We start from the raw sequence: 16,625 nt of genomic DNA on the forward strand, positions 1-16,625 counted from the left end.
GAGGTCACGCTCCGTCCTGCCAGTCGACGTAGACGCTCACGGCCCGCCGAATCAGGGCGTCGTGTGGATCGACCGCGTCCCGGCACGCCCGGACGCGCCGAAACGCCTCGTCGAGACCGATCCCCTCCGAGAGCGCGAACGCCGTCGCGGCGACGGTGGGGCTTCGAGACGCGCCGGCCGAACAGTGGACGAGGACGGTGTGGTCGTCGAGTCGTGACGACACCGCCGTCACCGCCCGATCGAACGCGGCTCGGTCGTTTCGCGGCCCGTCGATCATCGGCACGTCGACGACGGTCGTCCGGACGAACAATCCGCTCACGACTTCGTCCATGGCCACTGATGGATCGAACGCGCCATCAAAAGCCGTCAGACGGACGTACATCCGCACGAATCGCCAGCTTTTATTCTCGACCCACAGTACGGTCGACATGGACCAGTTGCGGCAGTCGCTTCTCGACGCGCCGATCATCCAGAAAGGCGATTACGAGTACTTCGTTCATCCCGTCAGCGACGGCGTCCCGATGCTCCGACCCGAACTCCTGCGGGAAATCGTCATCAAGATCATCCGCAAGGCGGATCTGGAGGACATCGACAAGATCGTCACGCCGGCCGCGATGGGGATTCACATCTCTACGGCCGTCTCGTTGATGACCGACATCCCCCTCGTCGTCATCCGTAAGCGCCAGTACGGCCTGGACGGCGAGGTGTCGCTCGCGGCCCAGACCGGCTACTCCGAGAGCGAGATGTACATCAACGACGTAGAAGAGGGCGACCGGGTCCTCGTCCTCGACGACGTGCTATCGACGGGCGGGACGATGAAGGCCATCCTCGACGCCCTCGAACACATCGGGGCGGAGGTGATCGACGTGGTCGCGGTGATCAAGAAGGCGGGGCCGAACGAACTCGACGACGCGGGCTACAGCGTCAAGACGCTGATCAACGTCACCGTCGAGGACGGCGAAGTCGTCATCACCGACGCACACGGCGACGGCTAGCGGCGAACGTCGCCGTCGTCTGCCGATTCTGGGTGACCGATGGCTATTAGTGCGCACCGCCGTTTTGAACAGGTATGCCGTCTGGTAACGACCGCCGAAGCGACTCGGGCACGGCGGGTCGTCGGGGACGACGCGACGTGTTGAAACTCATCGGAGCGACGGGGGTCGCCGGACTCGCTGGCTGCTCGGGGAACGGAAGCAGCGACGGTAACGGGAGTGCCACTCCCGGTGCCGGCAGCCGAAACCTCCAGGGAACGTACGTCTCGGCGTCCAGCGTCGACGCGCAGTCGCTCAACTGGCTGACCATCGCCGACGCCACCTCGGGGTCGTACGTCACCGCTACGCTCGACGGGACGTGGGCGATCAAGCCGAACCGCGAAATCTTCCCGCTGTGGGCCGACTACTCGACCGACGACGGTCGGGTCTACGAGATAGAGCTCCGGGAGAACCTGGAGTGGGGGGCGGGCTACGGGCAGATGACCGCCGAGGACTGGGTGTACATGATCGAGAACGTCTTCCAGGCCCAGCCCAACTGGAGCGGCTACCCCAACGCCGACGCGTGGTTCCGGACGAATCCGGACTCCGGGCAGCGCGAACCCCTCCCAGTCGAACGGACGGGGACCCGAACCTTCGAGATCAGCCTGTTCGAGGTCGACCCCTCGTTCCCGTTCAAACCGATCCTGTGGCGCCAGCAGTGTATTCCCAAGGAGATTCTGGAGAAGTACGTCCCGGATCAGGACACCGAGGGCCTCCAACAGGACGAGGAACTCAACACGCTGGCTTACACCGGGAACCTGGGGCCGTACTCCTACGACACGTGGGAGCGGTCGGCCCGCTACACCGTCACGCGAAACGAGGACTACTACCTCAGAGACGTCGAGGGCGTCCCCGAGCGGTTCCGGGAGGCACCGTATTTCGAGAAACAGACCGTTCGCGTTATCAAAGAGGAGAGTACGCGCCTGGGCGCTCTGCAGTCGGGCGAGGTGGACTCCTCGGGCATCCCGCCGGATAAGGCCACCCGCTTCGAGAACCTGCCGAACGTCAACGTCAACGTCACCCCCCAGCCATACGCCCGTATCATCGTTTACAACATGCGGGCGAACGGGTGGGAACCGTTCCGCTCGAAGGCGGTGCGACAGGCCCTCGGCTTCGCCGTCGACAAGGAGACGGTGGTCGGAAACGTGTTGCGTGGCTACGGACAGATCGCCCAGACCATGCAGCCGAAGTGGTCGCAGTGGTACGACGACAGCCAGGTGATGGAGTTCGGCGTCGGCGACCGGTACGGACCGGAGCGGACCCGGTCGGCGCTGGAGTCGGCGCTCTCGGACACCGAATACGGCTACGACGGCGACCGACTCGTCGACGGGTCGGGCGAGCAGGTGACCCTCTCGATCTACTACGACTCCGGCCAGCCCACCGAGGGGACCATCGCCGAGTTCGTCGCCCAGGAGTTCTCCGAGAACGCCGGCATCGACGTCCAGCCCGAAGCCGTCTCGTCGTCGACGTTCCAGAGCAACTACGTCCAGACCTCGGCTCCGGAGGGAACGCAGCCGGAGTGGACCGCCGGCGTCTTCAACGGCGGCCCGCGCGACGTGGCGACCAGCGCCGAGCCGTGGGACATGTCGATCAACCTCCAGTTCAACACCTATCCCTTCACGCCCGCCTCCAGCAAGGGCTTTTTCGAGAAGCGCGGCGGGATCAACTTCTACGGCTACTACCCCGAGGAGGACATCGCGTCGCTGTACGAGCAGGCGTCGGCGACGACGGACGAGACGCGTCGACAGGAACTGTTCGGTGAGGCGTTCGGCCTCATCAGCGAGGAACAGCCCTTCGGCTTCCTGGCGATGCCGTCGAGCGTGAGCGGCTACGCCCGGAACGTCCGCGGCTACGACGAAGAGTTCAACACGGGGTGGGACTCCCAGACATGGTACTTCGCGTGAGCGGGAGTGTCGTCGCGACCGTACGAACTGGCGACCCGCCGTCGACGGTCACAGTGCGTAGCGGGGGTCGAACGGACCGGTGAGCATGCGCTGGTACGTGGTTCGGCGGGTCGTATGGGCCGTCGTCGCCACGTTTCTCATCCTCTCGATCACGTGGGGGTTGCTCGCGATCACGCCGAACCCCGCGGCCGAGCAGATGCAGTTCCGGGCGGCCGCGAGCGGCGGGTCGGCGGAGGCGGCCCAGGAGGCGTTCGAGGCGCGGCGCGGCCTCGACCGCTCCCCCTGGGTCCGGTACCGCGAGTACATGACGAATATGGTGACGCTCAACTGGGGGTGGTCACAGAGCCGCTCACAGCCCGTGACCGACGCCATCGCCAGCGCGCTCCCCTACACCGCCATCTACTCCGTCCCGACGACGATACTCTCGATTCTGGTCGGGCTCTCTATCGGCCTCTACTCCGCGACCCATCAGTACACACGAACCGACTACGCCGCCACCTTCTTCGCCTTCTTCGGTTACGCCATCCCAAACTTCTGGTTCGGGATCATCCTCCTGCTCGTCTTCGGCGTGCAACTCGGCTGGTTCCCCGTCGTCTTCGACTCGGACGTCCCGTTTCTCAGCCTCGCGATGGCCCGACAACTCGTCCTGCCCGTCGTCGTCCTCGTGACGGGCACCATCGCGGGCATCATGCGCTACTCGCGGGCGGAGGCGCTGGAGTACGTCGAGGCCGAGTTCGTCAAGACCGCGAAATCGAAGGGTGCGGACGGCTACCGCATCCTCACCCGACACGTCCTCCGGCCGGCGGCGGTGCCGCTGATGACGATTCTCGTCGGCGACATCCTCGGCATCTTCCTCGCGGCCTCCTATCTGGTCGAAGTCGTCTTCGGCATCCCCGGGCTCGGCCAACTGTCGTACAACGCCATCATCGCTCAGGACACGTCGCTCGTGTTGGGGACGACGCTCATCTTCACCTTCATTTCGGTGATCGGCAACCTGATACAGGACGTGGCCTACACCGTCTTGGACCCGCGGATCGACTACGGTGATCGCTGATGGCGGGTGAGGACACCTTCGAATCGGTCGACTGGGACGAGACGGGGAGCCGACTGTCGACGCTCTCGCGGCGCGACTGGGGGGCGCTCCTGTCGGGACTCGCGGTCGTCGTCGTCTTCCTCTACGACTACCTCGTCCTGCCCGCGAGTCGGCCGACGATCACGGTCCCCGTCGGGTGGAACGTCACGCAACTCGACTGGCTGTTCGTGGCGACGCTGCTCGCCATCGTCTTCTACGTCGCCGTCCCGCTCTACGACAACCGCCGACTCACCGCCTACTACTGGCGGGAGTTCCGCAAGAACCGGATGGCCGTGGTGAGTCTGGGCTACCTGCTCGTCGTCTTCTGTATCGGCGTCGTCGGCCCCATCCTGCTCGAGAAGCCGACGCTCGCCCTCGATCAGGCCTACCAGCCGCCGGCCTACATGAGCGTCGACTCGACGGTGCCGGTGAACTGCCTCGGCGAGGTGGTCGACGGTCGGTGTCGGGGGACGATGGCCCATCCCCTCGGCACCACCGGCGACGGCAAGGACATCCTCGTCCTCGTCGTCTACGGGATGCAGGTGAGCATGAAAGTCGGTCTCATCTCCACCCTGCTGGTGGTGACCATCGGGACGGCCGTCGGCACCGTCGCCGCCTACGGGAGCGGCCTCGTCGACGAACTCCTGATGCGCTACGTCGACATCCAACTCGTCTTCCCCGCCTTCTTTCTCTATCTCCTGCTCACCTACCTCTTCGGCGGGAGCCTGTTCATGTTCATCGTCATCTTCGGGCTGACGGGGTGGGGCTCTATCGCACGGCTCGTCCGCTCGGAGGCCCTCCAGCGGGCCGAGGAGGAGTACATCACTGCCGCCCGGAGCGCCGGCGCGGGGACGCTCTACGTGATTCGGCGCCACCTCGTCCCCAACGTCTCGAACAGCGTCATCACCGCCGCGACCCTGTTGATTCCCGGCTTCATTCTCTTCGAGGCGTCGCTCTCTTTCCTCTCGCTCGGCGATCCGACCGTCCCGTCGTGGGGGCAGGTGATCGCCAACGGGCGGAGCGACCTCTCGACTGCGTGGTGGGTCTCCACCGTCCCCGGCGTGTTCCTCTTTACCACCATCCTCGCGTTCAACTTCATGGGCGACGCGCTCCGAGACGCGTTAGACCCGCGACAGGAGACATGACAGGACCACTACTCTCGATCCGCGATCTGCGCACCGTCTTCCACACCGACGAGGGGCTCGTCCGCGCCGTCGACGGCGTGAGTTTCGACGTGGGGCGGGGCGAGACGGTCTGTCTGGTCGGCGAGTCCGGCAGCGGCAAGACCGTCACCGGCGAGTCGATCACCCGTCTCATCCGAACCCCGCCGGGCGAAATCGCGGGGGGCGAAATCGTCTTCGACGGCCGGGATCTGACGACGCTCTCGGACCGCGACCTGCGCGACCTCCGGGGCGACCGCATCGCCCACGTCTTCCAGAACCCCCAGGGCGCGCTCAACCCGGTCTACACCGTCGGCTGGCAGATCGTCGAGGCGATCCAACTCCACGCGGACGTGTCCCGGGCGGAAGCACGGGCGCGCGGGGTCGACCTGCTGGACCGGGTCGGCATCCCCGAGGCCACCCGCCGGTTCGACGACTACCCACACGAGTTCTCGGGCGGCATGAAACAGCGCGTCGCGCTGGCGATGGCGCTCGCCACCAACCCCGACCTCCTGATCGCGGACGAGCCGACGACGGCGCTCGACGTGACGATCCAGAACCAGATCCTCGGCCTCCTCGACGAACTGCAGGAGGAGTTCGACATGAGCATCCTGCTCATCACACACGACCTCGGCGTCGTCGCGGAGGTGGCCGACCGCGTCGTCGTCATGTACGCGGGCAAGGTGATGGAGCGCGGCGGCGTCTTCGACGTGTTCGAACGGCCATCCCACCCCTACACCCGCGCCTTGCTCGAGTGCCTGCCGGGACGCGGCGACGGCGCACGATCCATCGGCGGCAAACTCCCGCCCCCGACCGACCCGCCCGACGGCTGCCGGTTCCACCCGCGGTGTGCGTACGCCGTCGACGCCTGCAAGCGTGGCGACCAACCCCCCGACTACGCCGTCGACGGCGACGACGACCACGTCGTCTCGTGTGTTCACTACGAACCCGGCGGCGATCCGTCGGTGGTTCGAGCGGACCGCCGCGAACCCGGCGACGAACCGGTCACCGACGACGACCACAGTCCGGGCACGGTCGGCACCCCACCGGCGGATCGGACGATCCACGCCGATGCGATGCAGGAGCGCCGCGACGAGACCGACGCCGACGCGGACGAGGAGGACACGTGACCCGGCCGCTCCTGGACGTTGAGGGGCTGGTCAAACATTACCCGGTGACCGAGGGCCTCCTCCGGAACGAGGTGGGTCGGGTCCGCGCCGTCGACGGCGTGAGCTTCACCGTCGACCGCGGCGAGACGCTGGGACTGGTCGGCGAGTCGGGATGTGGCAAGTCGACGGCCGCCACCACCGCGCTGCGACTGGAGGAGCCGACCGAGGGCCACGTCGTCTTCGACGGCGAGGACGTGACCGAGTACGACGACAGGGCGCTCAAGCGGTTCCGGCGCCGCGCGCAGATGGTGTTTCAGGACCCCACGTCGAGTTTCGACCCGCGCATGAGCATCGGCGAGTCGGTGGCCGAACCCCTCCGGGTCCACGGGATGCGAGACCGGGAGCGCCGGCGGCGGATCGTCGGCGACCTCTTGGAGCGGGTGGGCCTCGACGCCGCCGACATGGATCGCTACCCCCACGAGTTCTCGGGCGGGCAGAAACAGCGCGTGGGGTTGGCACGGGCCTTGGTCATCAACCCCGACCTGATCGTCGCCGACGAACCCGTGAGTGCCCTCGACGTGAGCGTGCAGGCGGATATCCTCGATTTGATCGAGGAGATTCAGGCGGCGTTCGGCCTCGCCATCGTCGTCATCAGTCACGACATGGGCGTCGTCCGGGAGGTGTGTGACCGCGTCGCGGTGATGTATCTCGGCGAAATCGTCGAGACGGCACCGACCGAGGAACTGTTCGAGGACCCACAGCACCCGTACACCCGCGCGTTGCTGGGGTCGACGCCGATAGCCGACCCGCGCCGTCGGGGACAGGGGACGACTCTCACCGGCGACGTGCCGAGCCCGTCGGACCCGCCGCCGGGCTGTCGGTTCCACACGCGGTGTCCGGAGGTGATTCCCGACGAGGCGTACGACATCGATGCCGGGACGTGGCGGGCGGTGTTGAACCTCCGTCTGCGCGCGGCGTCGGGGGGGATCGACGTCGAGGCGGTGCGAACCTACGCCGCCGGGGGCGCCGACCCCGGGGGCGCCGACCCGGAGGCGGTACGGGCGGCGATCCGCGAGGAGTTCGACCTGCCCGCCGAACTCCCCGACCGGCGCGCCGAGGAGGCGTTGTCGGGGGCGCTCGACCGGATCGTCGTCGGCGACACCGAGAGTGCCGCCGAGCGCCTCGCCGACGCCTTTCCCACCGTCTGCCGGCGCGAGCGCCCCGGCCTCGTCCCCGAGGAGACCGATCTGTCGGCGGACGAGTGGGCGGCGATCAAGCGCTTCCGGACGTGGCTCGCGACCCTCGTCGACGCGGACGCCGACCGGGTGACCGACCGCCTCGACCGACGGTGTGCCGCGGAGACGGACCGCGAGGGCGGGGTCGACCGCCTCGCCGTCCGGGCGGCCTTCCGTCTCCCCGAACCGCTGTCGGATTCGGACGCCGAGCGGTCGGTCGGCGCGGCCATCGACGCCTTGCTCGCCGGCAAGGCGGCCGACGCCGCCGACGAACTCTACGACACCTTCGGCCCGCTCCGGGAGAGCGCCTGCCACCTGAACCGCCGGGACTGAGACGGGCTATCGTAACGGTGTCCCGGTGGTTCGCCGGACCGTCTCGGCGGACGACCCGCCGCCCACGCAGGACGACGCTCAGTCGATCAGAAACGCGGGTTCGGCGACACTCTCGCTTCGGCACTCGGGGCAGGTTGACGGATGGTTGATCGGATCGTCGAAGCGGTCGAACCCACAGTCCCGACAGGTCGGCGGCGAGACCAGCACTTGCTCGTCGCCGTCGCCGCGGAGCGACCGGGCGACGTGTCGGACGTGATCGTAGACGGCGGACCGGGAGGTGCCGACGCGGGCCGAGAGGTCGCTCGCCGTCGCCGGCGACTCACGGAGTGCCGCGGCGATGCGTTCCCGTGTCGTCGATTCCATGACCGCCGTTGGCGGGGTGGGGTGAAATCCCTTTCCTCCGGGGGCGACCATTTATGCCCGTGCCGGCCGGCCACCGACGCATGCATCCCGATCCGCGGAGGCGACGATGACCGACCGCGCGCCCGAACTCCACCCCGAGGCGGCGACGATTCTCGACCGGGTCGACCTCCCGCCGACCCACGCGCTATCCGTCGCGGGCGCCCGCGAGGCGCTCCGGGACCTGCTGGTGGACGACGACCTGACGGTTCGTGACCTGTCGATTCCGGGGCCGGAGGGGCCGACGACGCCGCTTTCGGTGCGGGCGTACACGCCGGCCGAGGCGTCGGAGGCCCCCGGCGACGGCGGCGAGCGCCCCGTCCTCGTCTACTTCCACGGCGGTGGCTGGGTGCGCGGCGACCTAGACACCCACGACGGCCTCTGTCGACTGCTTGCCGAGGCGGCCGACTGCGTCGTCGTCTCGGCCGACTACCGGCGCGCACCGGAGCACCCGTTCCCGACACCGGTCCACGACGCCTACGCGGCGACGGCGTGGGCCGCGGAGCACGCGGACATCGTCGGCGGCGACCCGGATCGGATCGCGGTCGGCGGCGACAGCGCCGGCGGCAACCTCGCGGCGGTGGTGACGCTTCTCGCGCGGGAGCGCGGCGGCCCCGAACTCTCCCATCAGGTGCTTCTCTACCCGGTGACGGACTTCGACCTTGACACCGACTCCTACCACGAGAACGCGTCGGGCTACCTGCTCTCGCGGGCGAGCATGCGCTGGTACTGGGACCGGTATCTCGACGACGCGGTGGATGGCGCCAACCCCTACGCGTCGCCGCTTCGGGCGCCCGATCTCTCCGGCCTGCCGTCGGCGACGGTCGTGACGGCGGGGTACGACCCCCTGCGGGACGAGGGGGCGGCGTACGCGGACCGCCTGCGTGAGGCGGCCGTGCCGGTCACGCACGCGAACTACCCGGGGATGGTGCACGTCTTCGCCTCGTTCCCGGAGCTAGAGCGGGCGCGGGACGCACGGGAGACGATCGCGGAGAATCTGGACGCCGCGTTCGCTCGGTGACGGTTCTCGCGGGGGTGTTTTATCTCGGGCGCTCGTATCGGTGGAATATGCTACTGATCCGCGGCACCGGCGGCGACACGACGCTCACCGGCACCGTCTTCGAACGGGGTGAGCGCGCGCCGTCGTTCCAGGGTGCGCCCGACGAGGACGCGCCCTACGTCTGGGTCTGCGACGAGTTCTACGAGGTCGAGAGCGGCGGGTCGACCACCCTGATCGACGGCGAGGAGAAACGGATCGCCTTCGAATCGCCGATGCCCCGCGGATTCGACACGCGCGAGCAGGCAGTCGAGGCGGCGAAAGAACACCTCCGGACCCAGTTCGCCCGCGTCGGCGTCCCCGAGTCGACGGTCGTCATCGAGGTCGAGAAGGCCGACCCGATCGACTGATCGCGGCGACGAACACCACCTCGGACGGCAGTCGCCGCTCCCGCCGCCCGGTGACGATCCACGCCGGCGACCCGCCCTGGCCCGTCGCCTACTACCTCAGAACTCCGCGTCCCACCGCACGTCGTCGTAGGTGCGGACGAACGGCGAATCGAGACGCTCCTCGAACTTTCGGCGGAGCGCCGCCTTCTCGTCGACGCCGATACGCGCCAGCGCGTCGGCTCGCTCGACGACCGTCGGCGGGCCGCGCGAGACGGCCACGTCGCGGAGGATCTGTCGGGTGAGGCGGTCCCGCGCGTCGGCGTCGCGCGTGAGGCCGGCCGGCGCCTCGACGCGGAAACACAGGTCCTCGCGGGGGTCGTAGACGACGAAAAACGTCACCTCGTAGTCGGCGGGGTCGCGCCGTCGCTCGACGCCGAGGGCGTCGCCGTCGGCCGCGAGAGTGCGGTCCGATCCCCCGCGGGATCGAAACCAGTTGGTGAAGGTGAGACGGTGGCCGTCCGCGTCGCCGTCGCTCGGCTCCAACAGCCGCGTGAAGAAGGCGGTGTCGTCGACCCACGGGGCGTCGACGCCGTTCTCGCGCAGCGTCCGGGTGACGAGTTTCGACGAGGGGTTCTTCACGAAGCCCGCGACGGCCACGTCCCGATCCAGCAGCCGTTCGACGAGGCGGACGTAGTTCTCGACGATAGCTCGGGGTTTGGCCTCCGTCGTCAGCGCGCCGAGTTCGGCGTCCCGATCCTGCCAGTTGAGAAGTTCCTTCGGGTACAGCGGGCCGTCGAGGAGGAGGCAGTCCGAGACGGCGTCGGCGTGTTCGAGAGCGTGGGAGCTCTCTGCGAGATAGAGCGCGAGGGCGTGGACCACCCCCTCGGCGTAGCGGTTCACGCGCGGGGCATGGAGGATCTTCCGCCGGAAGTAGCCCTCGTCGCGACGCACCCAGTCGAAATCGAGCGAGAGGGTCGGATCGTTCGCGTGGACGGTCGTCACCAAGCTCCGCGCGCGGTGGAGGTCCAGATCCGAGGGATCGGACGCCATCGCGGCGTGGGCCACGTCGAGGACGAGCCCGTTTTTGAACGTGGTGGGGTTGATCGTCCCCGAGTCGAGGCCGTGGACGGTCGAATACGGAGCGTCGACGAGGGCCACGTCGTCGACGGCGGCGGCGCTGCAGCGACGCTCGCCCAGCGGTTCGAGCACCGTTCGCCCGTCGACGGTGAGGGGATCGAGCCACTCCTCGAACGCCGTCCGCGCCAGGTCGTCGTGATCCCGGTCGTCGACGCGGCCGCCGAGCAGCCCCGCGAGGTCGGCCACCTCGTCGACGTGGACCGGATCGAGTGTCATACTCCTCCCTCCCGGCCGACGCACAAATACAGTAGCGGTTGTCGGCCATCACACACCCGAACGACCGGCCTGTGAACGGTCACGAACGCTACGGTCGGCGTCGCCGTCGACCGAAGCCGGGGATTCCCGCCGGAAGGCGCCATGCTCATACCTGTCGATCGGCTACGGGTGGTATGGATACGGCCGCGGTGGCGTTCGACCTCGACGATACCCTCGCAGTCACGCGGGTCGATCGCGCGACGCTCCTGACGGAGGCGCTCCGCGAGGCGGGGGCCCCCCAGCGCTCGCGGGAGGCGTATCTCCAGGCCCACGCCGAGAACCTGACGGCGCGGAGCCGGGAGCCGGTGTTCGAGCGACTGTTCGCCGGCGTGGACGATGTCGACCCCGCCGCCGTCGCCGAGGCGTACCGGAACCGGGTGAACGCGGCGCTCGAACCCGTGCCGGGAGTCGAGGCGATGCTCTCCGATCTGCGAGAGCGGTACCGGCTCGGACTGCTGACGAACGGGCCGGTGGTCGCCCAGCGGTCGAAACTCGAGGCGCTCGGCTGGACCGACGCCTTCGACGCCGCCCTCGTGACGGGCGAACTCGCCGCCGGCAAACCCGAACCGGCGGCATTCGAGTCGCTGCTCGCCGAACTCGGCACCGACGCGTCGGCGACGGTGTTCGTCGGCAACGACGTGACCGCCGACGTACAGGGGGCGGTCGCCGCCGGTATCGACGCGGTACAGGTCTGCTATCCGGGCGGCCCGGGGCGCGACCCCGACGCGTTCGCCCATATCGAGCGCGACGAACTGGCCCCCGAACTACCGCGGCTTCTCGCGACGCGTTAGTCCCGGCTCTCGACTACGGCCTCGACGACGCCGAGCGCCCGCTTCACCTCGGCGCCGTTCTCGACGAAGATGACGGTCCGGGGCGGGTCGACCAGTTTGGGACGGACCCGGAGGCCGGCCTCGCGGGCGGCGTCGAGGGCGGCCTCCTGGCCCGCCTCGAACTCGATGCGGGCGCGGTCGGGGTGGACGAAGACGCTCGCGAGCGGTCGGTCCGCGGCGCGAACGCGGTAGGCCCGTGTGCCGTCTGCCGTCGGCTCCACCTCCGGGTCGGCGTCGGTCACCGTCACGGCCGCGAGGCCGTCCTCGTGGCCGACGAGGTCAGAGGCGAGCAGTTGGGCGATGCGCACGCCGTCGTCGAGTTCGTGGGAGACCATATCCGTGGTAGGGTCGGCCGGGATTTCAAGGCTCCCCGTCCGAGGGCTGGCCTGTCTCTCCCCGTCGGTCCTCGAGGTCGGCCAGCGCACGGTCGGCGGCGTCCGCGACGGCGACGTTCCGCCGGCGGGCATAGAGGACGGCGGCGGCCTCGATGGTGACGCCGAGTTCCCGCTGGCGTTCGTTGATGGCGGCGACGGCGTCCTGTTTCTCGACGCCGGCGTCGGTCAGCGCCGAGAGGACACGCTCGAAGGTGGACTGCTCGCGGAGAACGGACTCGTCGGGGACGAAGCCGTCGGGGATGGTGACGTCCGCGGGGTCGAAGTCGGCGACGAGGTCGTCGCCCTCGCGGGAGAGGAGGCCCCGGCCGGCGGCCACGTCGACGAGGCGTTTGGCCTGGTCGGGCGTGAACCAGTCGCGGTCGAGCGACAGGGCAACGACGAACTCCCCCTCGCCGAGGCGCTCACGCCCCCGGTCGCGGAAGGGCGCCGCCACGGCGGCCTCGAGACTCATGACACACAGACCGGCGACCCGCCCACTAAATCCTGTCGTGTTCGGAGGCTCCGTTTCGAGCCATTCAAGTACCTGCTGAGACTGGATAGGCGTATGCAAGATCAGGGACGCTCTACGCGGAAGCGTACTGGGGGCCGCCTTCGGCCCTTCCGAAACAAGAAGCGATACCAGCTGGGCCGCCAACCGGCCGAGACGACGGTCGGCGAACCCCGGTTTCAGACCGTCGACTCCCGCGGCAACGGGACGAAGATGCGGGCGCTCGCGACGAACGTCGCCCACGTCGCCGTCGACGGCGAGACGGTCGAGGCCGACATCGAGAACGTCGTCGACAACCCCTCGAACACCAACTACGCCCGCCGAAACATCATCACGAAGGGTGCCATCCTCGAGACGAGCGAGGGTCGTGCCCGCGTCACGTCCCGACCTGGCCAGAGCGGCCAGGTCAACGCGGTGTTGATCGACGAGTAAGCGTCTCCACTGTTCTTTCGCGTACCGTCGGTCGGTCCTACGGCGTCGGTGCCGCCTTCTGTAGCGCCGTTTCGGCGATGTTGCCCCCGTAGTCGGCGCTCCGGGAGAGCGAGTCGACGACGAGGCCGAGCAGTTGCGCGCGCGTCGGATCGAGTTCGCGGAGGAGTTCGTCGATGGAGCGGGCGTGGCTGTCGATGCCCTGGACGGACTCGCGGGCCTCGTTGGCCTGGCGGGTCGCCTCGTCGCTCTCGTCGAGAAAGAGCGCGTCCATCCCCACGTCGATGACCTTCGCGGCGTCGGCGTGGAGGCCGTTGAGCGCGTCGACCACGTCCTCGGGAAGCGGCTCGTCGAAGTTGAGGGAGAGGTGGGCGATTTTGGTCGCGTGGTCGGCGACGCGTTCGAGCTGTCGGGCCGCGGACTGGTAGTCGAAACACACCTCGCGGGTGACGCCGAGTTCCTCGGCCGCACGCGGACTCCGGAGCGTCGCCCGGAAGATTCGCGAGACGACCATCCACAGGCGGTCCACGTCGTCGTCGCGCTGGATCACGTCGCGCGCGAGATCCTCGTCGAGATCGATCAGTGCCGTCACGGCGTCCTCGAGCATCGAGAGGGCGATCAGTCGCATCCGCGTGACCGCGTTGTTGATCGACAGCTCGGAGGAGTCGAGCAGGTCCCGGATGACGACCCGGTCGCGGGTCTCTTCCAGCACTTCGAGACCCACGAGGCTCTGGGTCGCCTGCCTGATCGTGCGGCGCTGATCGGTCGTGATCCGCGCGCTCTCCAGAGCGATGATGTCGAACCCGCTGACGTACATCGTCATGACGGCGCGGACGAGCTCCTCGCCGGCCAGGTCGCCGATGTCGAGCGTGCCTTCGGTCCGGTCGTCGCCGGTCCGGGGCGTCATGAAAAGCGAGTCGCCCTCGGGGTAGAAGGCCACCTCGCTGCCAGCCGATACGTCGTTGTCGGTTGCCCAGTCTTTCGGAATCGACACCGTATACGTCGATCCACCCGTCACCTGCACCTTTCGGGTCTCGACCATACGCGGAGAGAACGGGCTCGCCGAAATAAAACCTCGTATATCTATATACTATTGCCGGAGTGCCGCATCGTGCGAGCCAGCGCGAGACGATCGACCGCCGATTCGCGCCCGATTTCGACGGGTCACCATCACCCGGCGGCATTGAATTACGCTTGTAAAAGCCAGTATGAGCGCCCTTTACGGCTCTATAGTCGATTCCGATGTCCACGCTCGGCGTGCCGTCCGCCCCTGATGTATCCGAATACCACGTTATCTGTTGTCGTACAAAATTCTATATAGTTATCATAGAAGTCTACTTACGTCACAGTCGACCAAAACCGAGTGATGACTGAGGGATCCACGAGTGGACGTGTGTCGCGTCGGAAGTTCCTCGCGGCGACCGGGACGGTCGGCGCGGCCGGTCTCGCCGGGTGTACGCAGAGCGGGTCCGGCGGTGGCGGCGGTGGAGACGGTCTCTCCGGCACCATCGATATCGCGGGCAGTTCCACGGTGTTCCCGCTGGCGACGGCGATGGCGGAGCGATTCCAGGAGGAGCATTCGGGCGTCAACATCAACATCCAGTCGACGGGCTCCGGTGGCGGCTTCGCCAACCACTTCTGTCCCGGCCGCACCGACTTCAACAACGCCTCGCGTCCCATCCAACCCGAAGAGGAGCAGGCGTGCTCGGAGAACAACATCACCCCGGTCGAACTCACCGTCGCGACGGACGCGCTGACGGTCATCGTCAACAACGACGCGGACTGGGTCGACTGCATCACCGTCGAGGAACTCCGACAGATCTGGTCGGCCGAGGAGCCGCCGTCGACGTGGAGCGAGGTGAACTCCGACTGGCCGGATCGGGAACTCGAACTCTACGGCCCGACCGACGCCTCGGGGACTTACGACTACTTCATCGAGGCGATCCTGGGCGAGGAGGGACCGGGCCACCGCCAGGACTACTCCGCGACCGAACAGGACCGCACGATCATCCAGGGTGTCGAAGGGTCGGCGAACGCGATGGGCTATCTCGGCTTCGCGTACTACTCCCAGAACCAGGACCGCGTGAAGGCACTCGGCGTCGACGACGGGAGCGGGTGCACCGAGCCATCGCTCGAAACCGCGCGTGCCGGCGAGTACACCCCCCTCGCTCGCCCCCTGTTCACCTACGCCAAACAGGAGTCGCTGGCGGAGGACCACGTCGCGGAGTTCGCCCGCTACTGGATCGAGAACGCCACGAGCCAAGAAATCGTCGCCAACGAGGTCGGCTACGTTCCCCTGAGCGACGCGGACCAACAGGAAGCGATGGATGCGCTGGAATCGGCTATCGAGAACGCCCAGGGCTGATACGGATTAGTGTAACTGTTCACCGGTGGGTCGCCAGGACGGGTCGGCGACCCACCGGTAATGACTTACACTAAACCGTATGAATCGGAGCCGAACGAAGAGCTTTTTCCACCGAGCGCAGAATCGACCCACGTTAGATGAGCACGGACGACCTACAACGGGATCTCACCCGTCGAACGGAGAACTCGCCACAGGAGCTCCTGACGCGCTCGTTTTTCTTCCTGTGTGCGGTGCTGTCCATCGTCACGACGGTCAGCATCATCCTCATGCTGACCACGGAGGCGGCGAAGTTCTTCACCATCACCGCGCCGTTGATGGGCATCGAGGGACCGACCGCGTCGGTCGTCGACTTCCTCACCGGAACGGAGTGGATCATCAACAACGAACAGTTCGGCGTCCTGCCGCTGGTGTCGGCGACGTTCGCCATCACCATCGGGTCGGCCGTCGTCGCCCTGCCGCTCGGCGTCGCGACGGCGATCTATTTGAGCGAGTACGCGACACCGCGCGCCCAGCGCGTGTTGAAACCCGCACTGGAGGTGCTCGCGGGCGTCCCGACGGTCGTCTACGGCTTCTTCGCCGTCGTCTACATTACGCCCGCCCTCCGGACGATCATCCCCGGCCTCGGCACGTTCAACATGCTCTCGGCGAGCATCGTCGTCGGCATCATGATCATTCCAATGGTCGCCTCGATCAGCGAGGACGCGATGTCGGCCGTCCCCGACTCGCTCCGACAGGCCGGCTACGGCATGGGCGCGACGAAGTTCGATGTCTCCGTCGGCATCGTCGTCCCCGCCTCCCTCTCCGGCATCTTCTCCTCTTTTATTCTCGCGCTCTCGCGAGCCATCGGCGAGACGATGGCCGTCACCGTCGCCGCGGGGTCACAGGCAAACCTGCTCAACCCCCTGAACCCGGCGTCGTATCTGGAGGGCGCGCTCCCGATGACCGCCGCGATGGTGAACCTCCTGACCGGCGACGTCACCGGCGGCGGCGTCGCCTACCGCAGCCTCTTCGCCATCGGCCTCACGCTTTTCATCATCACGCTCATCATGAACATCATCAGCGACCTCGTCGCACAGCGGTACCGGGAGGAGTACTGAG

At 67.7% G+C, this 16,625-nt stretch carries 17 protein-coding genes and 1 pseudogene; 12 read left to right on the plus strand and 6 right to left on the minus strand.

The genetic code is table 11. The features are described from left to right. Nucleotides 1-4 precede the first annotated feature (4 nt). The gene (locus HALNA_RS11755; protein WP_049936560.1) at nucleotides 5-331 is read right to left on the minus strand and encodes a protein-tyrosine phosphatase family protein; all 327 of its coding nucleotides are present in this window, start codon (nucleotides 329-331) and stop codon (nucleotides 5-7) included. Between the two features lie 97 nt (nucleotides 332-428). Between HALNA_RS11755 and hpt the strand changes: the two genes are divergently transcribed. The 6 genes and pseudogenes from hpt to HALNA_RS11785 form a co-directional block, all read left to right on the plus strand. Next, nucleotides 429-995, plus strand: coding sequence for a hypoxanthine/guanine phosphoribosyltransferase (gene hpt / locus HALNA_RS11760; protein WP_049936561.1), 567 nt, complete (start codon nucleotides 429-431; stop codon nucleotides 993-995). Nucleotides 996-1,069: 74 nt separating this feature from the next. Continuing rightward, nucleotides 1,070-2,935, plus strand: coding sequence for an ABC transporter substrate-binding protein (locus HALNA_RS11765; RefSeq protein ID WP_049936562.1), 1,866 nt, complete (start codon nucleotides 1,070-1,072; stop codon nucleotides 2,933-2,935). Nucleotides 2,936-3,020: 85 nt separating this feature from the next. Further along, entirely contained in the window at nucleotides 3,021-3,989 is a 969-nt protein-coding gene (locus HALNA_RS11770; protein ID WP_049936563.1) for an ABC transporter permease, read from the plus strand. Then, nucleotides 3,989-5,152, plus strand: coding sequence for an ABC transporter permease (locus HALNA_RS11775; RefSeq protein WP_049936564.1), 1,164 nt, complete (start codon nucleotides 3,989-3,991; stop codon nucleotides 5,150-5,152). Before HALNA_RS11770 ends, HALNA_RS11775 begins: the two co-directional genes overlap by 1 nt. After that, entirely contained in the window at nucleotides 5,149-6,297 is a 1,149-nt protein-coding gene (locus tag HALNA_RS11780) for an ABC transporter ATP-binding protein (RefSeq protein WP_084510004.1), read from the plus strand. Before HALNA_RS11775 ends, HALNA_RS11780 begins: the two co-directional genes overlap by 4 nt. Then, a pseudogene (locus HALNA_RS11785) lies at nucleotides 6,294-7,523 on the plus strand (ABC transporter ATP-binding protein); the annotation flags it as partial. The gene HALNA_RS11780 and the pseudogene HALNA_RS11785, both read left to right, overlap by 4 nt. 399 nt (nucleotides 7,524-7,922) lie before the next feature. On the opposite strand, the gene HALNA_RS11790 reads toward HALNA_RS11785, so the two are convergent. Next, a complete protein-coding gene (locus tag HALNA_RS11790; RefSeq protein ID WP_049936565.1) occupies nucleotides 7,923-8,207 on the minus strand; it encodes a transcriptional regulator in 285 nt (94 codons plus the stop codon). Between the two features lie 106 nt (nucleotides 8,208-8,313). On the opposite strand from HALNA_RS11790, the gene HALNA_RS11795 reads away from it, so the two are divergent. Both HALNA_RS11795 and HALNA_RS11800 read left to right on the plus strand, forming a co-directional pair. After that, nucleotides 8,314-9,264, plus strand: a complete 951-nt coding sequence (locus tag HALNA_RS11795) for an alpha/beta hydrolase (protein ID WP_049936566.1) — start codon at nucleotides 8,314-8,316, stop codon at nucleotides 9,262-9,264. 47 nt (nucleotides 9,265-9,311) lie between these two features. Further along, entirely contained in the window at nucleotides 9,312-9,650 is a 339-nt protein-coding gene (locus HALNA_RS11800; protein WP_049936567.1) for a DUF7113 family protein, read from the plus strand. Nucleotides 9,651-9,746: 96 nt separating this feature from the next. Here the strand turns inward: HALNA_RS11800 and HALNA_RS11805 are convergent, their stop codons facing one another. After that, the gene (locus HALNA_RS11805) at nucleotides 9,747-10,982 is read right to left on the minus strand and encodes a DNA double-strand break repair nuclease NurA (RefSeq protein WP_049936568.1); all 1,236 of its coding nucleotides are present in this window, start codon (nucleotides 10,980-10,982) and stop codon (nucleotides 9,747-9,749) included. Nucleotides 10,983-11,155: 173 nt separating this feature from the next. Between HALNA_RS11805 and HALNA_RS11810 the strand changes: the two genes are divergently transcribed. Beyond that, nucleotides 11,156-11,812, plus strand: a complete 657-nt coding sequence (locus tag HALNA_RS11810) for an HAD family hydrolase (RefSeq protein ID WP_049936569.1) — start codon at nucleotides 11,156-11,158, stop codon at nucleotides 11,810-11,812. On the opposite strand, the gene HALNA_RS11815 is transcribed toward HALNA_RS11810, so the two are convergent. After that, entirely contained in the window at nucleotides 11,809-12,186 is a 378-nt protein-coding gene (locus HALNA_RS11815) for a hypothetical protein (RefSeq protein ID WP_049936570.1), read from the minus strand. The two genes, HALNA_RS11810 and HALNA_RS11815, sit on opposite strands and share 4 nt — an antisense overlap. A gap of 25 nt (nucleotides 12,187-12,211) precedes the next feature. Continuing rightward, complete coding sequence (locus HALNA_RS11820) at nucleotides 12,212-12,697, minus strand: DUF2240 family protein (protein ID WP_049936571.1); 486 nt, start codon at nucleotides 12,695-12,697, stop codon at nucleotides 12,212-12,214. A gap of 93 nt (nucleotides 12,698-12,790) precedes the next feature. Between HALNA_RS11820 and HALNA_RS11825 the strand changes: the two genes are divergently transcribed. Beyond that, complete coding sequence (locus tag HALNA_RS11825) at nucleotides 12,791-13,165, plus strand: 30S ribosomal protein S8e (protein ID WP_049936572.1); 375 nt, start codon at nucleotides 12,791-12,793, stop codon at nucleotides 13,163-13,165. A 37-nt stretch (nucleotides 13,166-13,202) separates the two neighbouring features. Here HALNA_RS11825 and HALNA_RS11830 read toward each other — a convergent pair whose 3' ends face one another. After that, complete coding sequence (locus HALNA_RS11830; protein WP_049936573.1) at nucleotides 13,203-14,204, minus strand: phosphate uptake regulator PhoU; 1,002 nt, start codon at nucleotides 14,202-14,204, stop codon at nucleotides 13,203-13,205. 324 nt (nucleotides 14,205-14,528) lie between these two features. Between HALNA_RS11830 and HALNA_RS11835 the strand changes: the two genes are divergently transcribed. Together HALNA_RS11835 and pstC are read left to right on the plus strand one after the other, a co-directional pair. Further along, nucleotides 14,529-15,527, plus strand: coding sequence for a PstS family phosphate ABC transporter substrate-binding protein (locus tag HALNA_RS11835; protein WP_049936574.1), 999 nt, complete (start codon nucleotides 14,529-14,531; stop codon nucleotides 15,525-15,527). 137 nt (nucleotides 15,528-15,664) lie between these two features. Then, complete coding sequence (pstC, locus tag HALNA_RS11840; protein WP_049936575.1) at nucleotides 15,665-16,624, plus strand: phosphate ABC transporter permease subunit PstC; 960 nt, start codon at nucleotides 15,665-15,667, stop codon at nucleotides 16,622-16,624. Nucleotide 16,625: the final 1 nt, after the last annotated feature.

The organism is Haloplanus natans DSM 17983, assembly GCF_000427685.1.
GTDB classification, from domain to species: domain Archaea; phylum Halobacteriota; class Halobacteria; order Halobacteriales; family Haloferacaceae; genus Haloplanus; species Haloplanus natans.